This window comes from Burkholderia sp. PU8-34 (assembly GCF_053427725.1).
Window position 1 is genome coordinate 15,342 of sequence record NZ_JBSAXC010000019.1, and the last position, 24,024, is coordinate 39,365.

A 24,024-nucleotide genomic window follows, 5' to 3' on the forward strand; every position below is an offset into this window, starting at 1 on the left:
GTCGCCCGTCAGCCGTCGACCAGCACCCAGTCGAACAGTTCCCGGCGCGTGCGCACGCCGAGCTTCGCGAACGCGCGCTTCACATACGACTCTGCCGTCGACAGCTTCACGTCGAGCTGCTGCGCCGCTTCGGGCACCGAGCGCCCGCACAGCAGCAGCTGGCAGATGTCGTGTTCGCGGCGCGACAGCCGCACGCCCTGCCGCTCGAGCCGTGCATCGAAGCCCGCATGCGACGTGGCATTCGTCGACACCGACGCGATCCGGCGTGCCGCGCACGTGCGCGCGTGCAGCTCGAACATCGGGAACAGCAGGCCGACCATCTGCCGGAGGTGAAACAGCTCGTCGGTGCTGAACGCGGCCTGCCCGCCGACGCGCGCGAGCCCGAGCGCGTACTGGACGTGCGCGTTGCCGTGCACGAGCACGCATTCCTGCGCGATACCCGGTTCGTCGAAGATCCGGCGGCGGAAATCGCTTTCCGCGAGGCCGTCGATATGGCGCTGCACGAGCAGCGTGCCGGCCTTGCCGCGCAGCGGCGCGAACAGCGGATCGGCGTGGCAGTAGTCCTGGTAGTAAAGGTCCATCACGCGCAGCGTGTCCGCCACGTAGCGGGTACTGCCGCTGCCGCTGCCGAGCCATTCGACGAGAAAGCCCGATGCGCTGTCCGTGCTTGCGCGCCAGCGCTCGAGATGCACGGCGTCCGCGGCGATGCTGTCGTTGACGAACGCGGCGACCGCGCCGACGAAGCCGGTCGTGCCGACCGCCTGGATCGTGGCGCCGAGCATGTCGGGACGAATGCCGATCAGGTACTGGCCGGAGCCGGCCGGGTCGGGTTGGAGGAGTCGCATGGTCGAGGGCAGACGGACGGAAAACGGGGTGACGTTACGCGAGTCGCGCGTGCGCGTCAGCCGGGAATTTACCGGATACGCGCGCGCGATGGCGGCCAGCGCTTGTTTACCTATGGAACGCGCATGCGATGCCACGAGAGAACGGCCGCTCGCGACGCGCGCGACGTTGCGAATACGCTTGTCGCCGCTGGCGGACGGGGACGCATGAATTCGCGGCAAGCCCCTGCTTTGGGGGGGCAGACCCGTCGCAATCATCTGTCTATAGTTGAAAGCACTTCGAAATTTCGACCTCTCGATACCTCGACACCTCAGTACGAAAAAGGACCCGGCATGCAGATTCAATCCACCGGCGGCACCGCGGCGCACGCGGATGTCGTGCTGACCAATGCGAAGATCTACACCGTCGATGCGCACCGGCCGTGGGCGCAGGCGATCGCCGTGCGCGACGGGCGGATCGTGTTCGTCGGCGATACGGCGGCCGTGCAGGCGCACGTCGGCGCGCATACGAAAGTCGTCGACGCGGGCGGCCGGCTCGTGCTGCCGGGCTTCGTCGAGTCGCACTGGCACTTCGAGACGACCGCGTTCGCGTACCAGGCGTTCGTGAACTACGCGGATCCGCAACAGGTGCTCGCCGCGCTGCGCGACTACGTCGCGTCGCATCCGGACGAGCCGGCGATCACCGGGATGGGCTGGATCCAGGCGACGATTCCGCCCGCGATGCTGCGCAAGGAGACGCTCGATGCGATTTGCGCGGATCGCCCCGTATGCCTGCTGTCCACCGATTTCCATTCGATGTGGGTGAACTCGAAGGCGCTGGAGATTGCCGGCATCGATGCGTCGACGCCGCCCGTGCAGGAGGGCGCGAGCTGGTTCGAGAAGGATCCCGTCACGGGCGAGCCGACCGGCCTCGTGGTCGACGGCGCCGCGTATTCGCTGCTGATGCAGCGCCTGAGCGCGGCCGGGTTGCTGCCGACCGGCATCGACCTGTATTTGAGATCGATTCCGCCGTGGCAGAAGAAGCTCTGCGCGGCGGGCGTGACGACGGTGTTCGACGCCGGCTTCTTCGACGCGAGCGGCGACCAGTCGCTGCTGTTCGAGACGCTGCAGACGATGGAGCGCGCGGGCGACCTGAAGCTGCGCGTGGTCGGCAGCGTCGCGGTGATCGGCGAGATCGACGATCCGGTCGGCACGCTCGTCAGGTATCGTGCGCAATACGACTCGCCGCTCGTGAAGGCGCGCGCGCTGAAGCTGTTCCTCGACGGCACCGAGGCGAACCACACCGCGTACCTGCTCGAACCGTACGCGGACCGCCCCGACACCTGCGGCGCGCCGACGATGCCGGCTGCCACGTTCAACCGCTATCTCGTCGAGGCCGATCGTGCGAACGCAAACGTGATGGTGCATTGCGTCGGCGACGCGGCCGTGCGGATGGCGCTCGACGGCTTCGAGCAGGTCAACCGCGCGAACCCGCCGCGCGATCGCCGTCACGTAATCACGCACGCGTTCCTCACGCATCCGGACGACATTCCGCGTTTCCGCCGCGCGGGCGTGATGGCGAACACGCAGCTCCAGTGGGGCGTGGTCGACGCGTACACGGAGCAGCTGCGCGACCATTACGGCCACGAACGCTGGAGCAACATGTACAAGTTCAGCACGTTCCTCGACGAAGGCGTGACGGTGTCGATCGGCATGGACGGCCTCGCGTGCCAGTGCCGCTGCCAGCACAAGCCGCTCGAGCACATCGAGTCGGGCCACACGCGGCAGCTCGCGGGCGAGCCGCACGCGCCGGTGTTCCCGGACATCGCCGAGCGTCTCAGCATTCCGCAGCTGATCGCCGCATATACGATCCACGGGGCGTACCAGCTCGGGATGGAGCACGAAATCGGCTCGCTGACGGTCGGCAAGCGTGCGGACCTCGTCGTGCTCGAGAACGACCTGTTCGAAGTCGGCCAATACGACATCGGCCGCATCGACGTCGCGCTGACGATGATGGACGGCGGCGTCACGCACGTCGGTGCGGCCTTTGCCGAACAGGCCGCCATTGTCGCTATTGCCGATATCGTGGCGGATGCACCCGTGTCAGCCTGACGACATCATGACGAATTCTTTCGGTTTCCTTCCGGTCTGCCGCGTGCCCGTGCCCGCGTATCTCGCATGGGCAGGGGCACGCGGCGCCGATTATGCGGCGTGTCCCCCTATTGGCAGGGCAGACCGGCCCATTTCCTCTGGCTAAATTTTCCAGACCGAAACGACGAGCTGCTCGCCACGAGCGGCCGATGACATCCACGGAGGAAACCGGAAATGGCAGGGGATTGGAAGAAGCATCTGAAGACCGCATGCGCGGCGCTTGCGCTCGGCGGGGTCGCGGCATTCGGCGCACCGGCCGCGCGGGCGGGCGACCAGGTCGTCAACGTGTACAACTGGGGCAACTCGATCGGCAAGGACACGGTCGCGAACTTCGAGAAGGCGACGGGCATCAAGGTCGTCTACCAGGAGTTCGACTCGAACGAGACGTTGCAGGCGAAGCTGCTGTCGGGCACGTCGGGCTACGACGTCGTCGTGCCGTCCGACATCTTCTGGGCGCGCCAGCTGCAGGCGGGCATCTTCCGCAAGATCGAGAAGAGCCAGGTGCCGAACTACGCGCTGCTCGACCCGGAGATCATGAAGGCGCTCGCGAAGGACGATCCGGGCAACCAGTTCGGCATTCCGTGGACGTGGGGCACCGACGGGCTCGGGCTGAACGTCGAGAAGGTCAAGGCGGCGCTCGGCAACGACGCGCCGACCGACAGCTGGTCGCTGCTGTTCGACCCGAAGTACGCGCAGAAGCTCAAGCACTGCGGGATCTCGGTGCTCGATTCGCCGGTCGACGTGTTCGGGATGGCGTTCGTCTACATGAAGAAGGATCCGAACACGACGAACCCGGCCGACTACCAGGCCGCGTATGAGCTGCTGAAGACCGTGCGGCCGTACATCACGCAGTTCAACTCGAGCAGCTACATCAACGACCTCGCGGGCGGCGACGTGTGCCTCGCGCTCGGCTGGTCGGGCGACGTGAACTCGGCACGCATCGCGGCGGCCGGTGCGCACAAGCCGTATCACATCAAGTACGTGATTCCGAGCGAAGGCAGCGCGCTGTGGTTCGACATGATGGCGATCCCGAAGGACGCGCCGCATCCTGACGCCGCGCTCAAGTTCGTCAACTTCGTGCTGTCCGAGAAGGAGAGCGCGAACCTGACCAACGACACGTCGTATGCGTCCGCGGTGCCGTCGTCGAAGCGCCTCGTGCGGGCCGAAGTGACGAGCGATCCGGCCGTGTTCCCGCCCGCCGACGTGATCCGCAAGCTGAGCCTCAGCAAGCCGGTTCCCCCCGATCTGATGCGGCTCCAGAACCGTCTCTGGACCAAGCTGAAGAGCGACTAAGCCCGCCCGATTCCCCGAACTCCCTTTGCGTGCCCCGCCGCCCCTGGCGGCGGGCAGGGGCGCGCTCGTCCCTACGACCCCCTCGACATGAAAATCAGACACATGACGGCGCTGTGCGTGCTCGCGTTCGAAGCCGCGTCGGCATTCGCGCACGAACCCCGGCAGACCACGGACGCGAGCAGGATGAAGGCGATGCAGGCGCAGATCGCCGCGCTGCAGCAGCAGGTGAACGAATTGCGCGCGAGCATCGTCGCGTCGAAGGCGCCGGCGGCGGGCACGATTGCTGCTGCCGCTTCAGGCACGGCGCAGATCGGCTCCGTGAGCACCGCTGCGGGCAGCGCTTTCGCGTCTGCGTCCGATTCCGCGCCCGCGTTCACGAACGACGACCTGCAGCAGATGCGCGAGCAGATCGCGAACGCGTCGCTGAAGGTCGACACGCTGCAGGAAGCGGCGACGACCGGCCCGCTCGCGGGCCTGAGCATCACGGGCTACGTCGATCCGCTGTACCTGTACAACCGCGCGCAGCACACGTCCGGGTTCCAGTTCCTGAACCATGACCCGGGCGCGTACGACTACTACAACAGCACGATCGGCGACGTCTATCTCGACATCAAGAAGACCTTCGGCGTCGGGCCGATGGCGCCGTCGGCCGAGATCGTGATCCAGCCGAACCGCGGCTTCGGCAACGTGTTCAGCAACGCGCACGGCGGCGTCGGCAACAACATCGTCACGCAGGCGCAGGTGACGGTGCCGCTCAGCACGACGAAGACGTTCGAAGTCGGGATGATGCCGAGCCTCGCCGGCTACGAGGTGCAGCCGTCGAACCAGATGCTGACGCTCACGCACGGGCTGCTGTACGACTTCAGCGAGCCCGGCAACCTGATCGGTGTCGGCCTCAAGGGTTCGAACGCGGCGCAGACGCGCTTCTGGCAGGTGGTCGTCGGCAACGAAGTGCTGCGCACCGCCGGCGCGATCGCGAATGCGGCGAACAACACGACGAAGACCAACTGGACGCCGACGATCACCGCGCGCTTCGACAACGCGACGTCGACCGCGTACGACTTCGGCATCTCCGGCATGCTCGGCCGGCAGACGCTGTTCTCGCCGTGCTCGCAGGCGGGCGGCTACGGCTACCAGTGCAATGCGTCGTCGCCGTTCGGCCTCTACAAGTACGTCGAGGCCGACGTGACGTACACGCACGACAAGACGCAGATCAACGCGCAGGTCGACTACGGCGAGCTGCAGAAGGGCGCCTGGAACGGCGGCACCGCGCGGTGGTACGGGATGTCGCTGCTCGGGCACACGAAGTGGACGTCGTCGTGGGTCGGCCGGATGGGCGCGACGCTGCGCTTCGACTACCTGAACGACGCCGCGAACGGCGGCGGCGGGACCAACATCCAGTACGGGCTCGCGGGCGGCAACCCGTCGGTGAACGGCACGAGCGGCTTCGGCATCGATCCGGCCTGCTTCCGGACCTCGGCGACCAACGGCACCGAGTGCAAGGGCGCGCAGCGCTACGCGATCACGGCGGACCTGCTGTTCTATCCGACGCAGCAGATCACCGTGAAGCTCGAGTATCGCCACGACGCGGCCAATCATCCGGTGTTCCTGAAGAGCAACGGCGACTATTCGCGCAGCAACGATCTCGCCGGCATGCAGTTCATCTACTCGTTCTGACGCCGTTGCCGGTCGGTGTGCGGGCGCGGCCGGCAGCGGCATGCCGGCCTGCATCCGGCCGGCGTCCGGCCGGCGTCCGGCCACGGCGCGTACCGCCGCGCGTACCGCCGCGCCGCGCGGCATGTTCCGGTCGGGTACGAATCGGCGTCAACCCCGACCGTCATTCAATACAGGAGTTTCAACAGTGAAGTTGCACACCTTCGTGACCGACACCACCGATCCACGCGCGCGCGGCCGCCAGATCGGCGAACGCTTTGCGGACGAGATCAGGCAGACGGTCGCGCTCTATCTCGACTTTTTCCCGAAGCTCGGCATCGATCCGCAGCGCGTGCGCACGATCGGGGAAGGCAGCCTCGCGTCGCTCGATGCGTGGTGCCCGGACCTTGCCGACGAAGTCCACGCGATCGCGGACGGCGCCGCGCTGCCGCACTGGCAGCTCGCGAGCCTGAACGCGCGCACCGAGATTCTCGCGACCGCGCCCGCGTCCGCCGAAGGCGAATGCTCGACGACCGTCTACGCGCCGGCCGGCCCGCAGGCGCCGCGCACGCTGCAGACCTGGGACTGGCACGACAGCCTCGCGCCGCAGGGGCTGCTGCTGAAGCTCGCGACGCGGCGCGGGCATACCGTCAAGCTGTTCTCCGAATTCGGGATGCTCGCGAAGCTCGGCGTGAACAGCGCGGGGCTCGGGCTGCACTTCAACATCCTGCATCACGCCAGCGACAACGACAGCGCCGGTGTGCCGGTGCATGCGATCGCGCGACGGATTCTCGACGAAGCGACCACGGTGCACGAAGCGATCGAACTCGCGCGCAGCGCGCGCGTGAGCGCGTCGACGGTGCTGACGGTGTTCTCGCGACACGACGCGAATCCGCGCGCGGCGAGCATCGAGATGAGCCCGGCCGGCATCGGCATCGTCGTGCCGCGCCCGGACGGCTGGCTGCTGCATACGAACCACTTCCTCGACCGCGCGCTGAGCGGCGGCGAATGCATGCCCGACAGCTCGACGACACGCGAACGCTTCGCGCATCTGAACGACGTGGTGACGGAGATGACGGGCGCCGACGTGCGCGCGCGAGCCGAAGCGATGTGCGGCGCGGCCGGCGACCAGGCGGCGGTGTGCTTCCACCCGGACATGACGATGCCCGATACCGAGCGCTGGGAAACGCTGCTGACGGTCGGCATCGATACCGATGGCTGCGCGCTCGACTACATCGCGGGCAATCCGCACGATCTCGCGCGCGACGGTTTCCGGCGGTTCTGACGCTGGTGTGCCGCCGCAGGCAATGCGGCGGCACATCGGGATGAGGAGATGACGACGCGGCGGCGACGCGGCAACGAGACGGCTATGAGGCGGCTATGAGGCGGCTATGAGGCGGCGCGGCTACGAGCGGCTACGAGGCGGCGAGGCGCGCGTCGCCCGCGCCGCTTACGCGTCGATGCGCTCGACCTTGCCGGCGAGCAGCACGTACAACGGGCTGCCGGCGTGTGCCAATTTGAGACTGCTCGTGTGGCACCGTCGCCGCAACCCAGCCGTTCAATCGCCCGCGGCTTCGTCGGCGTCAGGCGCGCGATCGGCCTCGTCGACGCGCTGCATGTTGTCGAGCAGCTTCAGCAGGTAGTGCAGCGTATGCGTGACGTCGTCGGTCGAGAAATTGCCCAGCACGTCGTCGTAATACGCCTCGATCTTCGGCGTGGCCTGGTACAGCCACAGCTTGCGCCCCGATTCGCTCATCCGGATCAGCCGCGACCGCCGGTCGCGCGGGTCGGCGTCGGTCGTCAGGTGCCCGTCGCGTTCCATCCGGCTGATCAGCCCGGACAGGTTCTGCCGGCTCACCATCAGGTAGCGGGCCAGGTCGCCGACACTCATCCCGTGCTCCAGCCCTTCACGAGACAACGCGCCCAGCACAGCCCATTGCTGCGTGGTCAAGCCTTCCTCTTCGACCGCACGCGTCCCCGTTTTATGCAACATATTTGCACATTGGTAGAGGCGGAAGAACAGCCTGTTCGCGAGTTCGAACCGTGTTGATTCACCACTATTACGTGTTTTTGACAAGGGTTTCTCCCAATGCGGCGGTGCTTGTCATGGCTACCCGTGACACCTAGTATAGGTAAACATATTGACATATATGCGATGCGGATTGATCGCGAGTGGTCCCAATGGTACCCCCTGGCAACGAACGGAGAAGCACTGTGCGAAAACTCGAAGGCAAGACGGTCATCGTGACCGGTGGTGGCGGCGGTATCGGCGGCGCGACGTGCCGCCGCTTCGCGCAGGAAGGCGCGCGCGTGGCGGTGCTGGACCTGTCCGTCGACGCCGCGCAGAAGGTGCGCGACGGCATCCGCGCGGCTGGCGGCGTCGCGGAGGCGATCCGCTGCGACATCACGAACCGGGCGGACGTGGACGCGGCGGTGGCGCAGACCGAAGCGAGCCTCGGGCCCGTGGACGTCCTCGTCAACAACGCGGGCTGGGACGTGTTCCGCCCGTTCACGAAGACGGAGCCCGCGCAATGGGAGCGGCTCATCGCGGTCAACCTGACGGGCGCGCTGCACCTGCATCACGCGGTGCTGCCGCGGATGGCCGAACGCAAGCGCGGGCGGATCGTCAACATCGCGTCCGACGCGGCGCGCGTCGGTTCGTCGGGCGAGGCCGTGTACGCCGCGTGCAAGGGCGGGCTCGTGTCGTTCTCGAAGACGATCGCCCGCGAACATGCGCGCCACGGCATCACGGTCAACGTCGTCTGTCCGGGCCCGACCGACACCGCGCTGTTCGCCGAATACAAGGAAGGCGCGGGCAATCCGGAAAAACTGATGGAGGCGTTCCAGCGTTCCATTCCGCTCGGGCGGATCGGCCAGCCCGAGGATCTCCCGGGCGCGATCGTGTTCTTCGCCAGCGACGACGCCGGCTTCATTACCGGACAGGTGTTGAGCGTGTCCGGCGGCCTGACGATGGCAGGCTGATCCCATTCTCTGCAAGGAATCGACGATGAACTACGAAGACATCCTCTACGAAGTCCGCAACGGCGCCGCGTGGATCACGATCAACCGGCCGGAGAAGATGAACGCATTTCGCGGCCGCACGTGCGACGAGCTGATCCGTGCGATCAACAAGGCCGGCTATTCGCGCGAGATCGGCGTGATCGTGCTGGCCGGGGCCGGCGACAAGGCGTTCTGCACGGGCGGCGACCAGTCCGCCCACGAAGGCCAGTACGATGGCCGCGGCACGATCGGCCTGCCGATGGAGGAACTGCACAACGCGATCCGCGACGTGCCCAAGCCGGTGATCGCGCGCGTGCAGGGCTATGCGGTCGGCGGCGGCAACGTGCTGTGCACGATCTGCGATTTCACGATTGCGTCCGAGAAGGCGATCTTCGCGCAGGCGGGGCCGAAGGTCGGGTCGGTCGACCCCGGGTACGGCACGGCGTTCCTCGCGCGGGTGGTCGGCGAGAAAAAGGCGCGCGAGATCTGGTACCTGTGCCGCCGCTATCCGGCCGCCGACGCGCTCGCGATGGGCCTCGTGAACGCGGTCGTGCCGCACGACCAGCTCGACGCGGAAGTGCAGAAGTGGTGCGACGAGATCATGGAGAAGAGCCCGACCGCGATCGCGATCGCGAAGCGCTCGTTCAACATGGACACCGCGCATCAGGCCGGCATCGCGGGGATGGGCATGTACGCGCTGAAGCTCTACTACGACACGGAAGAGTCCCGCGAGGGCGTCAAGGCCTTCCAGGAAAAGCGCAAGCCCGAGTTCCGCAAGTACGCGAAGTAAGCCCGCTGCCGACCGGACCCGACCGGACCCGACCGGACCCGACCGGACCCGACCGGACCCGACCCGACCCGACCCGACGCGGCTCGCGCACGAACGCACGAACGCACGAACGCGCGGGCCGCCCCCTTCAGGAGATCTCATGAACCCGTATCTGGACGAAGACCTCGTCGCCCTCGGCCATCACGCCCGGCGTTTCGCGCAGGAACGCGTCGCGCCCGGCTTCCAGGAGCGCGACCGGACCCGCGTACTCGATCGCGCGCTGATGCGCGAGATGGGCGAGATGGGCTTCATCGCGCCCGAGCTGCCCGAGCAGGTCGGCGGCCAGGGCCTCGGCTGCCTCGCCGCGGGTGTCATCCACGAAGAGATCGCACGCGCGGATCTGAGCCTGTCGTACATCAACCTGCTGGCCTCGCTGAACGGCCAGATCCTCGCGCATCACGCGGCGCCCGAGATCGCGCGGCCGTGGCTCGAGCGCCTGACGCGCGGCGACGCACTCTTCGCGATCGCACTGACCGAGCCGCGCGGCGGCTCCGATGCGGCGAACCTGCGCCTGAAGATGGAGCGGGTCGGCGATCACTACGTGCTGAACGGCGAGAAGACGTCGATTTCGGCCGCGGACCAGGCGGATGCGGCGGTGGTGTTCGCGCGCACCGGCACGGTCGAGGCGGGCGCGCGCGGCGTGTCCGCGATGCTGGTGCCGATGGACCTGCCGGGCATCACGCGCAGCCGATTCGACTGCCACGGCCAGCGCGCGATCGGGCGCGGCTCGATCTTCTTCGAGAACGTGCGCGTGCCGGCCGATCATCTGCTCGGCGACGAAGGCAAGGGTTTCGTCCAGGTGATGCAGGGCTTCGATTTCTCTCGCGCGCTGATCGGTCTGCAGGTGCTGGCGGTCGCGCAGGTCAGCCTCGACGAAACGTGGGAATACGTCGCGCAGCGCGAAGCGTTCGGCAAGCCGCTGTCGGCGTTCCAGGGCGTGTCGCATCCGCTTGCAGAATACGAGACCCAGGTCGCCGCCGCGCGCCTGCTGTGCCTGCAGACGCTGTGGCTGAAGGATCGCGGGCTGCCGCACACGGCCGAAGCCGCGATGTGCAAGTGGTGGGGGCCGAAGCTCGCATATGACGTCGTGCACCAGTGCCTGCTGTCGTTCGGCCACGGCGGCTACGATCGCGGGCCGCTCGAGCAGCGCCTGCGCGACGTGCTCGGCTTCCAGATCGGCGACGGCACCGCGCAGATCATGAAGACCATCATCGCCCGTGCGAACGCGGGCCGCGACGCGGTGCCGGCCTGAGCGCAGCGGACTCCTGAAGAACACCCTAAACCGGAGACACGACATGGAGTTCGACGCCGTTTTGATCGCACCGCGGCGTGCGCCGAGCATCGCGAACGGCTGGTGGCCCGATCGCACGATCAACGATGCGCTGGACGCTTGCGTTGCCGAGTGCCCGGACCGGCTCGCGCTGACCGCCGTGCAGATCGATGCGGGCATCACGACGCGCTTCACGTATCGGGAGATGGCGTCGATGGCGGACCGGATCGCGGTCGGGCTGGCCCGCCTCGGGGTAGGACGCAACGACGTGGTGTCGATCCAGCTGCCGAATTCGTGGCAGTTCACGCTGATGTATCTCGCGTGTTCGCGGATCGGTGCGGTGCTCAACCCGCTGATGCCGATCTTCCGCGAGCGCGAGCTGTCGTTCATGTTGCGGCACGGTGGCAGCAAGGTGATGATCGTGCCGAAGCGGTATCGCGGCTTCGATTACGAAGCGATGATGGCCGGGCTCGCGCCGGACCTGCCGGATCTGCGGCACGTCGTGGTCGTCGGTGCGCAGGCGGACGGGCGGCCGGCCGCGAACAGCTTCGAGGCGCTGTTGTCCGAACCGCGCTGGGAGGCTGCGGCCGATGCGCGCGACATCCTCGCTCGCAATCGCCCGGCGCCCGACGACGTCACGCAGCTTCTGTACACGTCGGGCACGACGGGCGAGCCGAAGGGCGTGATGCATACGGCCAACACGCTGCTGTCCAACATCCTGCCGTACGCGGCTGCGATGCGGCTCGGCCACCGCGACGTCGTGCTGATGGCGTCGCCGATGGCGCACCAGACCGGTTTCATGTACGGCCTGATGATGCCGATCCTGCTGCGCGCGGGCGTCGTGCTTCAGGACACCTGGCAGCCGCGCGCGGCGCTCGGCCTGGTCGATGCGGAAGGCGTGACGTTCACGATGGCGTCGACCGCGTTCCTCGGCGACCTCGCCGACGCGCAGGCCGCAACGGGCGGCACGTCGTCGTCGTTGCGCACGTTCCTGTGCGCGGGCGCGCCGATCCCCGGTGCGCTGGTCGAACGCGCGGGCCGCACGCTCGGCGCGAAGATCGTGTCGGCGTGGGGGATGACGGAGTTGGGCGCGGTGACGTTGACGGGCCTCGACGACGATGACGAACGCGCCGTCTCGACCGACGGCCGGCCGCTGCCCGGCGTCGACGTGAAGATCGTCGACGGGCTGGGCAGCACATTGCCCGCCGGCGAGACCGGGCAGCTGATGGTGCGCGCGTGCTCCGGCTTTGCCGGCTACCTGAAGCGCGCGCACCTGAACGCAACCGACGACGACGGCTGGTTCGATACGGGTGATCTCGCGTACCAGGATCCGCGCGGCTACATCCGCATCAGCGGCCGCAGCAAGGACGTGATCATCCGCGGCGGCGAGAACATTCCGGTCGTCGAGATCGAGGCGCTGCTCTATCGGCATCCGGCCATCGCGCAAGTCGCGGTCGTTGCGTATCCCGACCCGCGGCTTGGAGAACGCGCCTGTGCGGTGGTCGTGACGAAGCCCGGCGAGCAGGTCGATCTGCCGGAGCTGGTCGCGTTTCTGAAGTCGCACAAGGTCGCGATCCAGTATCTGCCGGAGCGCCTGCTGGTGGTTGACGCGATGCCGACGACGCCCGCCGGGAAGATTCAGAAATTCAGGCTGCGCGACATGCTTTGCGAACCCGGCGCGTCCGCGAGCCGGTGATCGCGGCGGTTGCAGGTTATTCGATGGGCGGCGGCTGCGCGCTGGCGCTCGCGTGCGACATCGGATCAACAAGGACCCCGAAGCACCGATCTTCAGCGCCGCAGACTACGGTCTCGTCGGCGATCTGTTCACGCTCGTGCCGGAGCTGGACGCACTGCTCTGAACGATTCCGAAGTCAGAGAGCATTGCATGAATCGACCGGCAACTGGCCGGGCGGACGTTCGTGACGGGCGACGCCTTCAGCATCGCGGATGCCTACCTGTTCGCACTGACGGGATGGGGAAAGGCGGCGTGGATGCGATCGGTCTACCACGCGGACATCGATCTCGGCGCGTACGAGCATCTGAGGGGATGGTACGAACGCGTCCGATCGAGGCCGTCGGTTCAGCATGTGCTCGCCGCGGACGGGTTGCCAGGGTAGCGCCTGCCGCTCCCGCACCCGCACGACCGCCTGCATCCGCGATCGGGCCGGCCGGAAGCGATCCGATGCGGGCAGGCACAACGGGGGCACAACGCGGGCGCAACGCGGGCACAACGCGGGCACAACGCGGGGACACGCACCGTAGCCGTCGGCTGCTACCGCACGGCTCCGCGTTCCTGTTGATCCTTCTCCTGCGATTCGAACAGCGCCTTGAAATTGCCTTTGCCGAATCCGTCTTCGCCGCGGCGTTCGATGATCTCGACGAACGCGAATCCATCCGTTTTGACTGTCGTATTCAGATCAGACTCCTAAATATCGGCGTTACGCTGCATGAAAGAGAGAACTCGTTTCTGCGCACGTCAGATCGGCGGAGCGCCGTCGCCGGCCTGGGAGGCGGTATTGAAGCGGGGCGCGTCTACGTGTTGCGCGTCGCCGCGACGACCTTGATTTCGACGACGAACTCGGGGCGAGCCAATGCCGCCACGCCGAGTATCGTCCAAGCAGGAAAGTCCGAGCGGATGTACTGCGCCTTCACCGCGCGGAAATCCGCAAGCTGCGCGCCGACGTCGACGTGATAGGACACGAGGTCGACAACGTCCGAGAAATCCAGATTCAGATGCGCGAGGATGGCTTCGATCCGCTTGAAAGCCATGTCGATCTGCTCGCTCGGCGATTCGGGAATCGTGCCGTCGGCGCGCAGGCCGACCTGTCCGGCAATGAACGCGAGGCCGTTGGCGGTGACGGCCGGCGAATACTGGAACAGGTCGAAAACGCGGTTGCTGCCAAACGTCGGGTCGTCTTCGGGCAGACGCAACCGTTCGATGTTGCTCATGACTTTTCCTTGTCGTGACGTAGTCGGTTCGCGGCGGGATTGCCGATGTACCGGACTCTACTGAACGCTACGACGGAAGTCTGTATATGCGTTTACCAAGTCAGCCGAGAAGTTTCGAGGGGTCGATCACCCAGATGCGGCGCTGCCTGATTTCGATCGCGCCGACGTCCGTCAACCGTTTCAGCGCGCGTGTGACGGTGACGCGCGTCGCTCCGGTCATCGCCGCGAATGTCGTTCCTTTGCGTCGGAGCATGGCTCGAGCCGGCCCGCGCAAACCAGCCGATGTTCCGGAAGCGGATTGCCATACGGTTGTAAGCGTTCGCCAATCCGATTGCAATCGTGAGATCCACGCGTGCCAGCCCTTAGAACACCGCAGACGCAACGCAACGACGCAAACAGCCGCGCTATAATCCCGCCGATGAAACTGCTCCGGACCATCTTCGTGTTGCTGCTTTGCGCGGTGCTGCCCCTCAGCGGGCTGGCAGCCAGCGGCCTGACCGGTGAATGTCCGATGCAGCAGACCATGGGCATGACCACGAACGCAGACGCCGGCATGTCAGCCGACATGACAGGCTGCGATTCGATGAAGTCGACATCCGTCGATAAAGCCAAGGGCAAGGGTGCGTTCTGCAAGGTAACGGCCCAATGCCAGTTCGGCAGTCTTTACCATCCGGCCGCCAGGGCCGACGTCAGCCGCCCGCTGGCGCTCGCTCGACCCGTCGTCTTCCATTACGTCCAGTCCGTTCCGGTGCGCGAGCCGAACGGGTTGTGGCGACCTCCGCGCCTTATCTAACCCCGATCCGACAGGTTCACCGCTGCCGCGGTGAGATTCGTCCTTTTGCCGGGACGTGGAATCCCTATGGGGTTCCGACGTTGGGGTTAGACCATGTCATTCACTTTTTGCGCGCCGCGTGACCGGCGCGCACGTTGGCGCGCGCGTACGCTTTTCGCCGCGCTCGTATTCGCGGGCGCCGCTCGCGCCCAGCAAGCCCCCTTGACGCTCGACGCCGCGCTGCAGTCCGCGAGCGACCGCTCCGCGTCGATGCAGGCGGCGCAAGCGTCCGTGCGAGCCAGCTCGGAGGCCGCGGTCAAGGCGGGACAGCTGCCTGACCCGATGCTCAAGGCCGGCATCGACAACCTGCCGGTGAACGGGCAGCAGCGGCTCACGATCGGCCAGGACTTCATGACGATGCGGCGCATCGGCGTCGAACAGGAATGGGTATCCGGCGACAAGCGGAGGCTGCGTTCGGCGTTGGCCAGTGAGAGGGTCGGGCGCGAGCGCGCCGGCTATCTCGTGCAGCTCGCCAACGTTCGACAGCAAACCGCCACGGCCTGGCTGAACGCCGTCTACGCGAAACAGGCGCTTTCGCTGCAGCAGGCGCTGCTCGACCACATGCGCCACGAGCTGGCGGCGACGAAGGCGTCGTATCGCGGCGCCAAGGCGAGCGCTGCCGACGTGGTGCAGGCGCAGGCGATGCTCGCGCAGACTCAGGACCAGGTGCTCAAGGCGGAACAGACCTATCAGACTGCGCTCATCGGGTTGTCACGCTGGACGGCCGTTCCCGTTTCCGATGTGACTGGCGAACCGCCGGCGCCCGAGTCGTTCGTGTCGTCGCTCCCGCCGGACGAACTGCGCGTGTCGCAGCCAACGCTCGTGGCGGCTACGGACGACATTGCGGTGGCCGAAGCCGATACCGCAGTCGCCAACAGCGAGCGCAGCCCGAACTGGACCTGGGAGGTCGCGTACCAGCAACGCGGCGGTGCGTACTCGAACATGGTGTCGGTCGGCGTCACCATTCCTTTGCCGCTGAACCGGAAAGACCGCCAGAACCGCGACGTCGCGGAGAAAGCCGAACTCGCCACGAAGGCGCGGCTGATGTACGAAGACGCGCTGCGACAGGTGCAGGCCGACATCCGCACGCAATCCGCGACGCTGGCGAGCGGGCGCGAACGCATTGCCAATCTGAGTCAGTCGTTGCTGCCTGCGGCGGACCAGCGCGTGCAACTCGCCAATGCCGCCTATCGCGCCGGTAGCGGCTCGCTCGCGGACACGTTCGCAGCCCGCCGCGCACAACTGGAGGCCGAACTACAGGTGCTCGACCTCAAACGCGAAGTGTCGCAGACGTGGGCCCAGCTCGAATATCAAGTGGTGCCGTCCACGATGGCCGCAGCTCAGTGAAGGAGAACGACATGATCAGGAAACCACTGGCGCGCGCGGTGTTGACCGTATTCGCCGGCGCAGCCTTGCTCGGGGCTGGCTACTTTGCGGGCACACGCCACGCGGCAACCTCCGCTGCGTCAGCTGCAACGGTCGCTGCCTCGTCAGGCGACAAGCTCGACCCCAAGACCGCCAGGAAAGTGCTGTACTGGCACGACCCGATGGTGCCGAACCAGCACTTCGACAAGCCCGGCAAGTCGCCCTTCATGGATATGCAGCTCGAGCCCGCCTATGCGGATGAAGGCGGTAGCGCCGCCGGCATCCGGATCGACCCGGGCCTGCAGCAGAACCTCGGCATCCGCTACGCAACCGTTCGCCGTCAACTGACGGCAGACGGATTCGATGCGATCGGCACCACGCAGTTCGACGAGTCGCGTACGGACGTCGTGCAGTCGCGCGTCACCGGATACATCGACCGCCTGTACGCGAGCGCGCCGATGCAGCGTGTCGCGAAGGGCGCGCCGATTGCGTCGCTGTTCGTGCCGGACTGGCTGGCGCCGCAGGAGGAGTACCTCGCGCTCAAGCGTGGCGGGATGGACGGCAGCCTGCTCGATGCGTCCCGCGCGCGAATGCGTGCGATGTCGATTCCCGACAGCATCATCGCGAGCCTCGACCGGACCGGTCACGCGCAGACGCACGTCGTGCTGACCGCGCCCGAAACCGGCGTCGTCAGCGAACTGAATGTCCGGGACGGCGCGATGGTCGCGCCCGGCCAGACACTCGCGAAGATCTCCGGCCTGTCGACGCTCTGGCTCGTCGTCGAGATTCCGGAGGCGCTCGCGCTGAACGCGCAACCCGGGATGACGGTCGACGCGACGTTTGCGGGCGACCCGACCCGGCACTTCACGGGACGTATCCGCGAAATCCTGCCGGGCATCAGCACCACCAGCCGCACGCTGCAGGCGCGTCTGGAACTCGACAACCCCGCGTTCAGGCTGACACCCGGCATGTTGATGCGCGTTCGTGTCGCGGGCCGGACACCGGAGTCACGCCTGCTCGTGCCGTCCGAAGCCGTCATCGCCACCGGCAAGCGTTCGGTCGTCATCGTCAGGAATGGCGACGGCCGGCTCCAGCCCGTGCCGGTGACGGTCGGTCACGACGTCGGCGACGAAACCGAGGTGCTCGGCGGGCTGAGCGAAGGCGACACGGTGGTCGCATCCGGCCAGTTCCTGATCGACTCCGAGGCCAGCCTCAAATCGGTTCTGCCCCGGCTGGAGGACAGCGCGCGCGCGAGCACCGGGAAGACGGCATCGGCCCCGGCCGCCGCTGCGCAAATTTACGAAACCACCGGCAAGGTCGAGCAGGTGAGCGCCACCGACATCACGTTTTCCCATCAGCCCGTTCCGGCGCTCGGCTGGGGCGCGATGACGATGGCGTTCAACAGGCCATCGGCAGGTGCGTTCCCGGACGTGAAGGCCGGACAGACGGTGCGCTTCGCGTTCACGCAAGCGGACGACGGCTACCGGCTGACGAAGGTCGAACCGCTCGGAGGCGCCAAATGATCGCGCGTCTCATACGCTGGTCCATTCACAACCGGTTCCTGGTGCTGCTCGCGACCGTGCTGGTCACGGCCTGGGGCGTCCATTCGCTCAGGGAGACGCCGCTCGATGCGTTGCCCGACCTGTCGGATACGCAGGTGATCATCAAGGCGTCGTATTCGGGCAAGGCGCCGCAGGTCATCGAGGATCAGGTGACGTACCCGCTGACGACCACGCTGCTCGGCGTGCCGGGCGCGAAGACCATCCGCGCGTATTCGTCGTTCGGCGATGCGTTCGTGTACGTGCTGTTCGACGACAGGACCGATCAATACTGGGCGCGCTCGCGGGTGCTCGAATACCTGAACCAGGTGCAGAGCCGGCTTCCGCAAGGTGCGACGGTGTCGCTCGGGCCGGACGCCACCGGTGTGGGATGGGTGTACGAGTATGCGCTCGTCGATCGCACCGGTCGGCACGACCTCGGGCAACTGCGCGCGCTGAACGACTGGTTTCTGAAATTCGAGCTGAAGTCCGTGCCGGACGTGTCGGAAGTCGCGAGCATCGGCGGCATGGTTCGCCAGTACCAGGTGGTGCTGGATCCGGACAAACTGCGCGCGTACGGCGTCACGCAGGCGACGGTGGCCGATGCGATCGGCAAGGCCAACCAGGCATCCGGCGGCTCGGTGGTCGAGCTGGCGGAGTCCGAGTACATGGTGCGATCGTCCGGCTATCTGCGCTCGCTCGACGACTTCCGGAACATCGTGCTGCGCACGAACGATGCCGGCACGCCGGTGCTGCTCGGCGATGTCGCGCGCATCCAGATCGGCCCCGAGATGCGGCGCGGCATTGCGGAGCTGAACGGGCAGGGTGAAGTGGCGGGTGGCGTCGTCGTCATGCGTTCGGGCAAGAACGCGCTGTCCACGATCGACGCGGTGAAGGCGAAGCTCGCCGACCTGAAGCGCTCGCTGCCGCCCGGTGTCGAGGTCGTCACGACCTACGACCGTTCGCAGCTCATCGAGCGCGCGGTGGACAACCTGAAGGACAAGCTCATCGAGGAGTTCATCATCGTGGGGCTCGTCTGCGCGGTGTTCCTGTTCCACTTGCGCAGTGCATTCGTCGCGATCCTGTCGCTGCCGCTCGGCGTGCTGGCCGCGTTCATCGTGATGCGCTACCAGGGCGTGAACGCGAACCTGATGTCGCTGGGCGGCATCGCGATCGCGATCGGCGCAATGATCGACGCGGCCATCGTGATGATCGAGAACGCGCACAAGCACCTGGAGGCATACGAGCACGCGCACCCGGGCGTGCCGATGACCGGTGCGCAAAGGTGGGAACTCATCGCCACGTCGGCGGCGGAGGTCGGCCCGGCGTTGTTCTTCTCGCTGCTGATCATCACGCTGTCGTTCGTTCCGGTGTTCTCGCTCGAAGGACAGGAAGGCAAGCTGTTCTCGCCGCTCGCGTTCACGAAGACGTACACGATCGCTGCCGCGGCCGGCCTGTCGGTGACGCTCGTGCCGGTGCTGATGGGGTATCTCGTGCGTGGCCGCATTCCGCACGAGGATGCGAACCCCATCAACCGCGTGCTGATTCGCGCGTACCGGCCGCTGCTCGACGCAACGCTCGAACGCCCGTGGGCCGCGATCGGCGTCGCCGCCGTGGCGCTCGTGCTGACGCTCGTGCCGTTGTCCCGGCTCGGCGGCGAGTTCATGCCGCCGCTCGACGAGGGCGACCTGCTGTACATGCCGACCGCGCTGCCGGGCATCTCGGCCGAGAAGGCATCGGAACTGCTGCAGCAGACCGACCGGCTCATCAAGACGGTGCCGGAAGTGGCGACGGTATTCGGCAAATCGGGGCGCGCGGATACGGCGACGGACCCGGCACCGCTCGAGATGTTCGAGACCACGATCCGGTTCAAGCCGCGCAGCCAGTGGCGGCCGGGCATGACCCCGGAGAAGCTCGTCGATGAGCTCGACCGGACCGTGAAGGTGCCGGGCCTGTCGAATGTGTGGGTGCCGCCGATCCGCAACCGACTCGACATGCTGTCCACCGGCATCAAGACGCCGGTCGGGGTCAAGATTTCCGGGCCCGACCTGACGCAGATCGACCGCATCGCGACGCAGGTCGAAGCGGCGGTGAAACGTGTACCCGGCGTGACGTCGGCGCTGGCGGAGCGGCTGAACGGCGGCCGCTACATCGACGTCGATATCGACCGGCTCGCGGCTTCGCGGTATGGCCTGTCGGTTGCCGACATCCAGTCGGTCGTCACGTCGGCCGTAGGCGGCGAGAACGTCGGGGAGGTGATCGCGGGACGCGAGCGTTTCCCGATCAACATCCGCTACCCGCGCGACGTGCGCGATTCGCTCGAGAAACTGCGGCAGCTGCCGGTCGTGACGGACCGTGGCGCGCAGATCCGGCTCGGCGACGTCGCGCACATCGCGATCGCCGACGGCCCGCCGATGATACGCAGCGAGAACGCGCGGCTGGCCGGTTACGTGTACGTCGATATCCGCGACACGGACCTTCAATCGGCTGTCCGCGCGATGCAGAAGGCCGTTGCGCAGCAGGTCGCGCTGCCGCCCGGATATTCGATTGCGTGGTCCGGGCAGTTCGAGTACCTGGAGCGCGCGGCGGCCAAGCTGCGCGCGGTCGTGCCCGTGACGCTCGTCGTCATCTTCGTGCTGCTGTTCCTGACCTTCGATTCGGCGGCCGATGCGCTGCTGCTGATGTCGACGGTGCCGTTCGCGCTCGTCGGCGGCTTCTGGCTCATCTGGATGCTCGGCCACGCGGTCTCCGTCGCGACGTCGGTCGGCTTCATTGCGCTTGCCGGCGTCGCGGCCGAATTCGGCGTCGTGATGCTGCTGTATCTGAAGGGCGCGCTGAACCGCAGGCTCGCTGCCGGCGAACCGCTCACGGAAGCGTTGCTGCTCGACGCGATTCGCGAAGGCGCCGTGCTGCGCGTCCGGCCGAAGGCGATGACGGTGGCCGTCGTGCTCGCCGGCCTCGTCCCCATCATGGTCGGGCATGGCGCCGGTTCCGAGGTCATGCAGCGCATCGCCGCGCCGATGGTCGGCGGAATGGTGACGGCGCCGCTCCTGTCGATGTTCGTGATCCCCGCAGCGTGGCTGCTGCTCCAGCGCCGTCGTGCGCGACGGGCACGCCACGTGCGGACGATCGATGCAGTTCCTTCCGGCATGAAAGTGCCTTCAACCCAACCTGGAGAATTTCAATGAAGAAGCTTTTTGTTATGGCCGCCGCCGTTTGCACGATGGGTGTGCTCGCCGCACCCGCATTCGCCGGCGACGACATGGCCGGCATGGACATGTCCGGCATGAAGATGTCGGGCATGTCGTCGGCAACGTCGAATTCGGCGCTGACCGATGCCGAGGTGAAGAAGATCGACACCGCGAACGGCATGGTCACGCTGAAGCACGGTGCGCTCGGGAACGTCGGCATGCCGCCGATGACGATGGCGTTCAAGGCCGGGGACGCGGCGATGGTCAAGCAGGTTCACGAGGGCGACAAGGTCAAGGTCAGGATCGAGCGCGTGAACGGCACGCTCACGATCGTGAAGCTGGTGAAGCAGTCTTGATGGGGGATTGAGCGATGGGCGAGCCGGTTTGGGTGATCGGCTCGCTCGGGGGGCGTTTCGAAGAGCGGGCGCGCTGGCCGTGAGCGAGCGCCCCGCGAGGCTTGATGTCGGGCGGGGCGCGAATGACTTCGTTTTGCGCGAACGCCTACTTCACCCGCTTCCAGACGACATGCGCCTGCCCGGAAATCGACGAAACGGGATTGACGTATCTAAGTTCGTCAGCCGTGAGCGATGTGATGACGCGCTTCTGGTCGGTCCCGACAAGATTCGGAAAGGAACTTCCTTCGATATGCGTAATGAGCGTCTTGTCGGCTTCGTTCACGGAATACGTGCCGAAATAGACAAGCATTCCCTGTACTACGGCTTTGTTTTCCTCCGCGGTGCCTTCGATAGCGGAATTGACCACGAACCTGGGAATGTCCGACCGCGCAATGACGAAGATATAGCGGCCGTTGGCATCGAACATCAGGCTGCCCTTGGGGTTTGCGCCCCAGCGGTTTACTTTGGTCCCGTCTTTTCGCGTCTCGTTCGCGGAGACGAATGTCCAGGTTCCGACGAGTTGCTGTTTCATCGACTGCCCTGTTTGCTGCGCCCGACCCGTCGATGCGGCGAGCAGCGTCAAACAGACGAGCAGCGTAATCGTCGACCCTATATGCACTGTCTTGCCAGTTGGAATTCTCATGACACACCTCCTTGGTCTGAAAAGCTTCGACACAGGCAACGTTGGGCCCGTTGAGTTGCCAGGCCCAACCCGAGCTGTCCGAGCGCAGTCTTCAGTTTTCCTTGTAGTTGAGCGTCGCGGGATCGCTGTTCCTGAAGATTGGGTACCACGGTTGCTGCAGCGGACCGCCAGCCGAATTCGCAGGAACGATCACGGGCAGTGCTTTTGTCGTGGTGTTGTAACGCAGTACCTGACCAGCCGTCGTTGAATTCGTGGGGTCGCCGCCGGTGATGGGAATGAACAGATTGCCATCCGGCCCGAAGATGATTGCTTGCGCATAGGCTCTGGGTCCGCCGGGTACGTCCAGCGCGAGTTCATCTAGAACGGCGCCAGTCTTGCCGTTGAGCTTGAGAATTCTGTCACTGTCGCCTGCGCTGGCACGGAAGCTCGTGACCCACAGGTTGCCTGCGCTGTCGAAGACCAAGCCCTCAGGGCGATGCAGGTGGGGGACGGTCTTGTCGGATGCGAACACGTCAATGAATGCTTTGGTGCTTGGGTCAAAACGCAAGACGTAGCCAAGGAGTGGGACGCTCGGGTCTTTCGAGAGCGGGCAGCCTCTTGCAGAGACATACAGCAGACCGTCGGGTCCGAAAACTATGCCACGCGGGTAAAACGCTGCGTCGAACGTTGCCCTGTAGAGATTGCCGCGAAAGGCGCCGTTCTCGTCATAGGTCTTCACATCGCCCTGGTTGACGCAATTGTCATCGCTGGTACCGTCATCGGCTACATAGAAGAAGTTGTCCGGCCCGCCGCGCACGATGCCGCGTGGTGCGAAGGGCGCGTTCATGTCGCTCGAGGCGACAAGTTTGCCGAGGAATGTACCGGTCGCGGCGTCAAAGCGCAGAATCTCGCCGGGCAGGTTCTTTTTGCTGATCGGATTTTGCAGATTCTGGTTGACGACCACGAGCTGTCCATCGGTAAAAATCATTCCCCTCGGCCCGCTTAACCCGTCAGCGCCGGATGCGATGAAGGCGCCAAGATAGGTCGCGCTCGACGCGTTGAACTGCTTGACGGAATTGTTCAGTCCATCACTAATGAACAACTCCTGCGCGCTTGCCGAATGACCCAATGTCAACGCGCCGACGCCTAGCGCGGCGGACAGCAGGATGACGCGCAATGCACTCCGATAATTTCTCATCAGACTCTCCTGGTTTGGGACAGCAACGCGACACGCGTCAATCAAATCACCGCGTTGTCAGCGTGGTGTGCCAACTGCGTGTTGGACCCGTTGTTCGCAAATTGACGAAATGAATTTGCCGAGCCAGACGAGTCGTTGCGATCAAAGCCATGCATCCCGGTTGCCTGCAACAACGCTCCTTCGCAGAAGTCGAGGCCCTCGGCGTCGAACAGAAACGAACCGCCGTGCCTCATAGGTCGATGGCATTGAGGTGACCCCGTACAACCGAAAACCGGCGAAATGATGGACTGGGGTTTGAAGTTCTTTCGTGTGAGCAGTCCGTCGGTTCACGCACCCGAAGCCGGGACGAAGCGCGAACATGTATAGGTCACGTGGCTGTCGGAATAGCGCGCGTGCACGCGGAGGACGAACGACGTCCCCCGGCGCATGGACAGCATGTCAGAGCATGCGAAGACCGTGCCGAGACGTGTGGCAGCTTCAGTGGCCTCGCGCACGCTTGCTTTGGGCAGGGCGCGCCGCATAAAAGCGGGCAAAAAACGTTGCATCCCCGATACGTGGCGGCAGTTCAGCGGCACATCGCGCATGCAGAGCCTTTGCGCAGGCCGTCCGCTGTGCGCTCAAGCGACGCGCTATGCGAAGGCATGCATGGCGGCTGAAAGCAAAGAGCCCATGCAGTCGCGGTCCTGACGGGTTGCGTAAGCCCGGGGCAGGCCTCTGCATCGAGACGGCTCGCCGCATCGCGCGGTAATGCGCGGTAATGTGCTGTAACAAACCGATTCATTCTCGATACGCACCTTTGGGCGCATCGGAGGATGGTAGCAAGGCCCCTGGAAGAGGCCCTGGTCACCGCCTTGTGCGTGAGGTGAAGCTGTCCGTGAAATCAGGTGCGGCAGATGCAGGGACGCGCTCGTGGGCAC

Annotated in this window: 20 protein-coding genes and 4 pseudogenes; 16 read left to right on the forward strand and 8 right to left on the reverse strand. The window is 65.9% G+C overall.

What is annotated here, in order from left to right; genetic code table 11:
- Positions 1 to 8: 8 nt before the first annotated feature.
- Positions 9 to 845: a helix-turn-helix transcriptional regulator gene (locus tag ACV22Z_RS30480; RefSeq protein ID WP_448079966.1), complete on the reverse strand. Its 837-nt coding sequence runs from the start codon at positions 843 to 845 to the stop codon at positions 9 to 11.
- 330 nt (positions 846 to 1,175) lie between these two features.
- Here ACV22Z_RS30480 and ACV22Z_RS30485 point away from each other — a divergent pair, with 330 nt between their 5' ends.
- The 4 genes from ACV22Z_RS30485 (at position 1,176) to ACV22Z_RS30500 (ending at position 7,203) form a co-directional block, all read left to right on the forward strand.
- Positions 1,176 to 2,933, forward strand: coding sequence for an amidohydrolase (locus tag ACV22Z_RS30485; protein ID WP_448079967.1), 1,758 nt, complete (start codon positions 1,176 to 1,178; stop codon positions 2,931 to 2,933).
- A 213-nt stretch (positions 2,934 to 3,146) separates the two neighbouring features.
- Positions 3,147 to 4,265, forward strand: a complete 1,119-nt coding sequence (locus tag ACV22Z_RS30490) for a polyamine ABC transporter substrate-binding protein (protein WP_448079968.1) — start codon at positions 3,147 to 3,149, stop codon at positions 4,263 to 4,265.
- 87 nt (positions 4,266 to 4,352) lie between these two features.
- On the forward strand, positions 4,353 to 5,942 hold the full coding sequence (locus ACV22Z_RS30495) for a DUF3138 family protein (RefSeq protein ID WP_448079969.1): 1,590 nt from the start codon (positions 4,353 to 4,355) through the stop codon (positions 5,940 to 5,942).
- Between the two features lie 184 nt (positions 5,943 to 6,126).
- Positions 6,127 to 7,203: a C45 family autoproteolytic acyltransferase/hydolase gene (locus ACV22Z_RS30500; protein ID WP_448079970.1), complete on the forward strand. Its 1,077-nt coding sequence runs from the start codon at positions 6,127 to 6,129 to the stop codon at positions 7,201 to 7,203.
- Between the two features lie 273 nt (positions 7,204 to 7,476).
- On the opposite strand, the gene ACV22Z_RS30505 is transcribed toward ACV22Z_RS30500, so the two are convergent.
- Positions 7,477 to 7,911, reverse strand: coding sequence for a MarR family transcriptional regulator (locus tag ACV22Z_RS30505; protein ID WP_448079971.1), 435 nt, complete (start codon positions 7,909 to 7,911; stop codon positions 7,477 to 7,479).
- Positions 7,912 to 8,132: 221 nt separating this feature from the next.
- Between ACV22Z_RS30505 and badH the strand changes: the two genes are divergently transcribed.
- The 7 genes and pseudogenes from badH to ACV22Z_RS30540 form a co-directional block, all read left to right on the forward strand.
- The gene (gene badH, locus ACV22Z_RS30510; protein ID WP_448079972.1) at positions 8,133 to 8,900 is read left to right on the forward strand and encodes a 2-hydroxycyclohexanecarboxyl-CoA dehydrogenase; all 768 of its coding nucleotides are present in this window, start codon (positions 8,133 to 8,135) and stop codon (positions 8,898 to 8,900) included.
- Between the two features lie 25 nt (positions 8,901 to 8,925).
- Entirely contained in the window at positions 8,926 to 9,708 is a 783-nt protein-coding gene (gene badI / locus ACV22Z_RS30515; RefSeq protein ID WP_448079973.1) for a 2-ketocyclohexanecarboxyl-CoA hydrolase, read from the forward strand.
- A gap of 139 nt (positions 9,709 to 9,847) precedes the next feature.
- Positions 9,848 to 10,999, forward strand: coding sequence for a cyclohexanecarboxyl-CoA dehydrogenase (gene aliB, locus ACV22Z_RS30520; RefSeq protein WP_448079974.1), 1,152 nt, complete (start codon positions 9,848 to 9,850; stop codon positions 10,997 to 10,999).
- Positions 11,000 to 11,042: 43 nt separating this feature from the next.
- Positions 11,043 to 12,713, forward strand: coding sequence for a cyclohexanecarboxylate-CoA ligase (aliA, locus tag ACV22Z_RS30525; RefSeq protein ID WP_448079975.1), 1,671 nt, complete (start codon positions 11,043 to 11,045; stop codon positions 12,711 to 12,713).
- Positions 12,692 to 12,775: pseudogene (locus ACV22Z_RS30530) on the forward strand (enoyl-CoA hydratase-related protein); the annotation flags it as partial. The gene aliA and the pseudogene ACV22Z_RS30530, both read left to right, overlap by 22 nt.
- Before the next feature lie 2 nt (positions 12,776 to 12,777).
- A pseudogene (locus tag ACV22Z_RS30535) lies at positions 12,778 to 12,876 on the forward strand (electron transfer flavoprotein subunit alpha/FixB family protein); the annotation flags it as partial.
- A gap of 30 nt (positions 12,877 to 12,906) precedes the next feature.
- A pseudogene (locus tag ACV22Z_RS30540) lies at positions 12,907 to 13,134 on the forward strand (glutathione S-transferase C-terminal domain-containing protein); the annotation flags it as partial.
- 155 nt (positions 13,135 to 13,289) lie between these two features.
- Here ACV22Z_RS30540 and ACV22Z_RS30545 read toward each other — a convergent pair.
- The 3 genes and pseudogenes from ACV22Z_RS30545 to ACV22Z_RS30555 form a co-directional block, all read right to left on the reverse strand.
- Positions 13,290 to 13,409, reverse strand: a pseudogene (locus tag ACV22Z_RS30545) (4-hydroxyphenylpyruvate dioxygenase); the annotation flags it as partial.
- 140 nt (positions 13,410 to 13,549) lie between these two features.
- Positions 13,550 to 13,966: a RidA family protein gene (locus ACV22Z_RS30550; RefSeq protein ID WP_448079976.1), complete on the reverse strand. Its 417-nt coding sequence runs from the start codon at positions 13,964 to 13,966 to the stop codon at positions 13,550 to 13,552.
- 100 nt (positions 13,967 to 14,066) lie between these two features.
- On the reverse strand, positions 14,067 to 14,186 hold the full coding sequence (locus tag ACV22Z_RS30555; protein ID WP_448079977.1) for a helix-turn-helix domain-containing protein: 120 nt from the start codon (positions 14,184 to 14,186) through the stop codon (positions 14,067 to 14,069).
- Between the two features lie 198 nt (positions 14,187 to 14,384).
- Between ACV22Z_RS30555 and ACV22Z_RS30560 the strand changes: the two genes are divergently transcribed.
- From ACV22Z_RS30560 to ACV22Z_RS30580, 5 genes are all read left to right on the forward strand, one after another.
- Positions 14,385 to 14,759 (forward strand): hypothetical protein, encoded by a 375-nt coding sequence (locus tag ACV22Z_RS30560; RefSeq protein ID WP_448079978.1) that lies wholly within the window; start codon positions 14,385 to 14,387, stop codon positions 14,757 to 14,759.
- A gap of 93 nt (positions 14,760 to 14,852) precedes the next feature.
- On the forward strand, positions 14,853 to 16,145 hold the full coding sequence (locus ACV22Z_RS30565) for a TolC family protein (protein WP_448079979.1): 1,293 nt from the start codon (positions 14,853 to 14,855) through the stop codon (positions 16,143 to 16,145).
- An 11-nt stretch (positions 16,146 to 16,156) separates the two neighbouring features.
- Positions 16,157 to 17,686, forward strand: a complete 1,530-nt coding sequence (locus tag ACV22Z_RS30570) for an efflux RND transporter periplasmic adaptor subunit (RefSeq protein ID WP_448079980.1) — start codon at positions 16,157 to 16,159, stop codon at positions 17,684 to 17,686.
- Complete coding sequence (locus ACV22Z_RS30575; protein WP_448079981.1) at positions 17,683 to 20,889, forward strand: efflux RND transporter permease subunit; 3,207 nt, start codon at positions 17,683 to 17,685, stop codon at positions 20,887 to 20,889. The genes ACV22Z_RS30570 and ACV22Z_RS30575 overlap by 4 nt, the downstream gene beginning before the upstream one ends.
- Positions 20,886 to 21,248 (forward strand): copper-binding protein, encoded by a 363-nt coding sequence (locus tag ACV22Z_RS30580; RefSeq protein ID WP_448079982.1) that lies wholly within the window; start codon positions 20,886 to 20,888, stop codon positions 21,246 to 21,248. Before ACV22Z_RS30575 ends, ACV22Z_RS30580 begins: the two co-directional genes overlap by 4 nt.
- Positions 21,249 to 21,393: 145 nt before the next feature.
- On the opposite strand, the gene ACV22Z_RS30585 is transcribed toward ACV22Z_RS30580, so the two are convergent.
- The 3 genes from ACV22Z_RS30585 to ACV22Z_RS30595 form a co-directional block, all read right to left on the reverse strand.
- Positions 21,394 to 21,930, reverse strand: coding sequence for a lipocalin-like domain-containing protein (locus ACV22Z_RS30585; protein ID WP_448079983.1), 537 nt, complete (start codon positions 21,928 to 21,930; stop codon positions 21,394 to 21,396).
- 91 nt (positions 21,931 to 22,021) lie between these two features.
- Complete coding sequence (locus tag ACV22Z_RS30590) at positions 22,022 to 23,107, reverse strand: Vgb family protein (protein WP_448079984.1); 1,086 nt, start codon at positions 23,105 to 23,107, stop codon at positions 22,022 to 22,024.
- A gap of 326 nt (positions 23,108 to 23,433) precedes the next feature.
- Entirely contained in the window at positions 23,434 to 23,691 is a 258-nt protein-coding gene (locus ACV22Z_RS30595) for a hypothetical protein (protein ID WP_448079985.1), read from the reverse strand.
- Positions 23,692 to 24,024: the final 333 nt, after the last annotated feature.

Excerpts from the sequence above, each read along its gene's own strand:
- ACV22Z_RS30480 (WP_448079966.1), bottom strand. The coding sequence starts at position 845 with ATGCGACTCCTCCAACCCGACCCGGCCGGCTCCGGCCAGTACCTGATC.
- ACV22Z_RS30485 (WP_448079967.1), top strand. The coding sequence starts at position 1,176 with ATGCAGATTCAATCCACCGGCGGCACCGCGGCGCACGCGGATGTCGTG.
- ACV22Z_RS30490 (WP_448079968.1), top strand. The coding sequence starts at position 3,147 with ATGGCAGGGGATTGGAAGAAGCATCTGAAGACCGCATGCGCGGCGCTT.
- ACV22Z_RS30495 (WP_448079969.1), top strand. The coding sequence starts at position 4,353 with ATGAAAATCAGACACATGACGGCGCTGTGCGTGCTCGCGTTCGAAGCC.
- ACV22Z_RS30505 (WP_448079971.1), bottom strand. The coding sequence starts at position 7,911 with ATGTTGCATAAAACGGGGACGCGTGCGGTCGAAGAGGAAGGCTTGACC.
- badI (WP_448079973.1), top strand. The coding sequence starts at position 8,926 with ATGAACTACGAAGACATCCTCTACGAAGTCCGCAACGGCGCCGCGTGG.
- aliB (WP_448079974.1), top strand. The coding sequence starts at position 9,848 with ATGAACCCGTATCTGGACGAAGACCTCGTCGCCCTCGGCCATCACGCC.
- aliA (WP_448079975.1), top strand. The coding sequence starts at position 11,043 with ATGGAGTTCGACGCCGTTTTGATCGCACCGCGGCGTGCGCCGAGCATC.
- ACV22Z_RS30550 (WP_448079976.1), bottom strand. The coding sequence starts at position 13,966 with ATGAGCAACATCGAACGGTTGCGTCTGCCCGAAGACGACCCGACGTTT.
- ACV22Z_RS30555 (WP_448079977.1), bottom strand. The coding sequence starts at position 14,186 with ATGACCGGAGCGACGCGCGTCACCGTCACACGCGCGCTGAAACGGTTG.
- ACV22Z_RS30560 (WP_448079978.1), top strand. The coding sequence starts at position 14,385 with ATGAAACTGCTCCGGACCATCTTCGTGTTGCTGCTTTGCGCGGTGCTG.
- ACV22Z_RS30565 (WP_448079979.1), top strand. The coding sequence starts at position 14,853 with ATGTCATTCACTTTTTGCGCGCCGCGTGACCGGCGCGCACGTTGGCGC.
- ACV22Z_RS30570 (WP_448079980.1), top strand. The coding sequence starts at position 16,157 with ATGATCAGGAAACCACTGGCGCGCGCGGTGTTGACCGTATTCGCCGGC.
- ACV22Z_RS30575 (WP_448079981.1), top strand. The coding sequence starts at position 17,683 with ATGATCGCGCGTCTCATACGCTGGTCCATTCACAACCGGTTCCTGGTG.
- ACV22Z_RS30580 (WP_448079982.1), top strand. The coding sequence starts at position 20,886 with ATGAAGAAGCTTTTTGTTATGGCCGCCGCCGTTTGCACGATGGGTGTG.
- ACV22Z_RS30585 (WP_448079983.1), bottom strand. The coding sequence starts at position 21,930 with ATGAGAATTCCAACTGGCAAGACAGTGCATATAGGGTCGACGATTACG.
- ACV22Z_RS30590 (WP_448079984.1), bottom strand. The coding sequence starts at position 23,107 with ATGAGAAATTATCGGAGTGCATTGCGCGTCATCCTGCTGTCCGCCGCG.
- ACV22Z_RS30595 (WP_448079985.1), bottom strand. The coding sequence starts at position 23,691 with ATGCGCGATGTGCCGCTGAACTGCCGCCACGTATCGGGGATGCAACGT.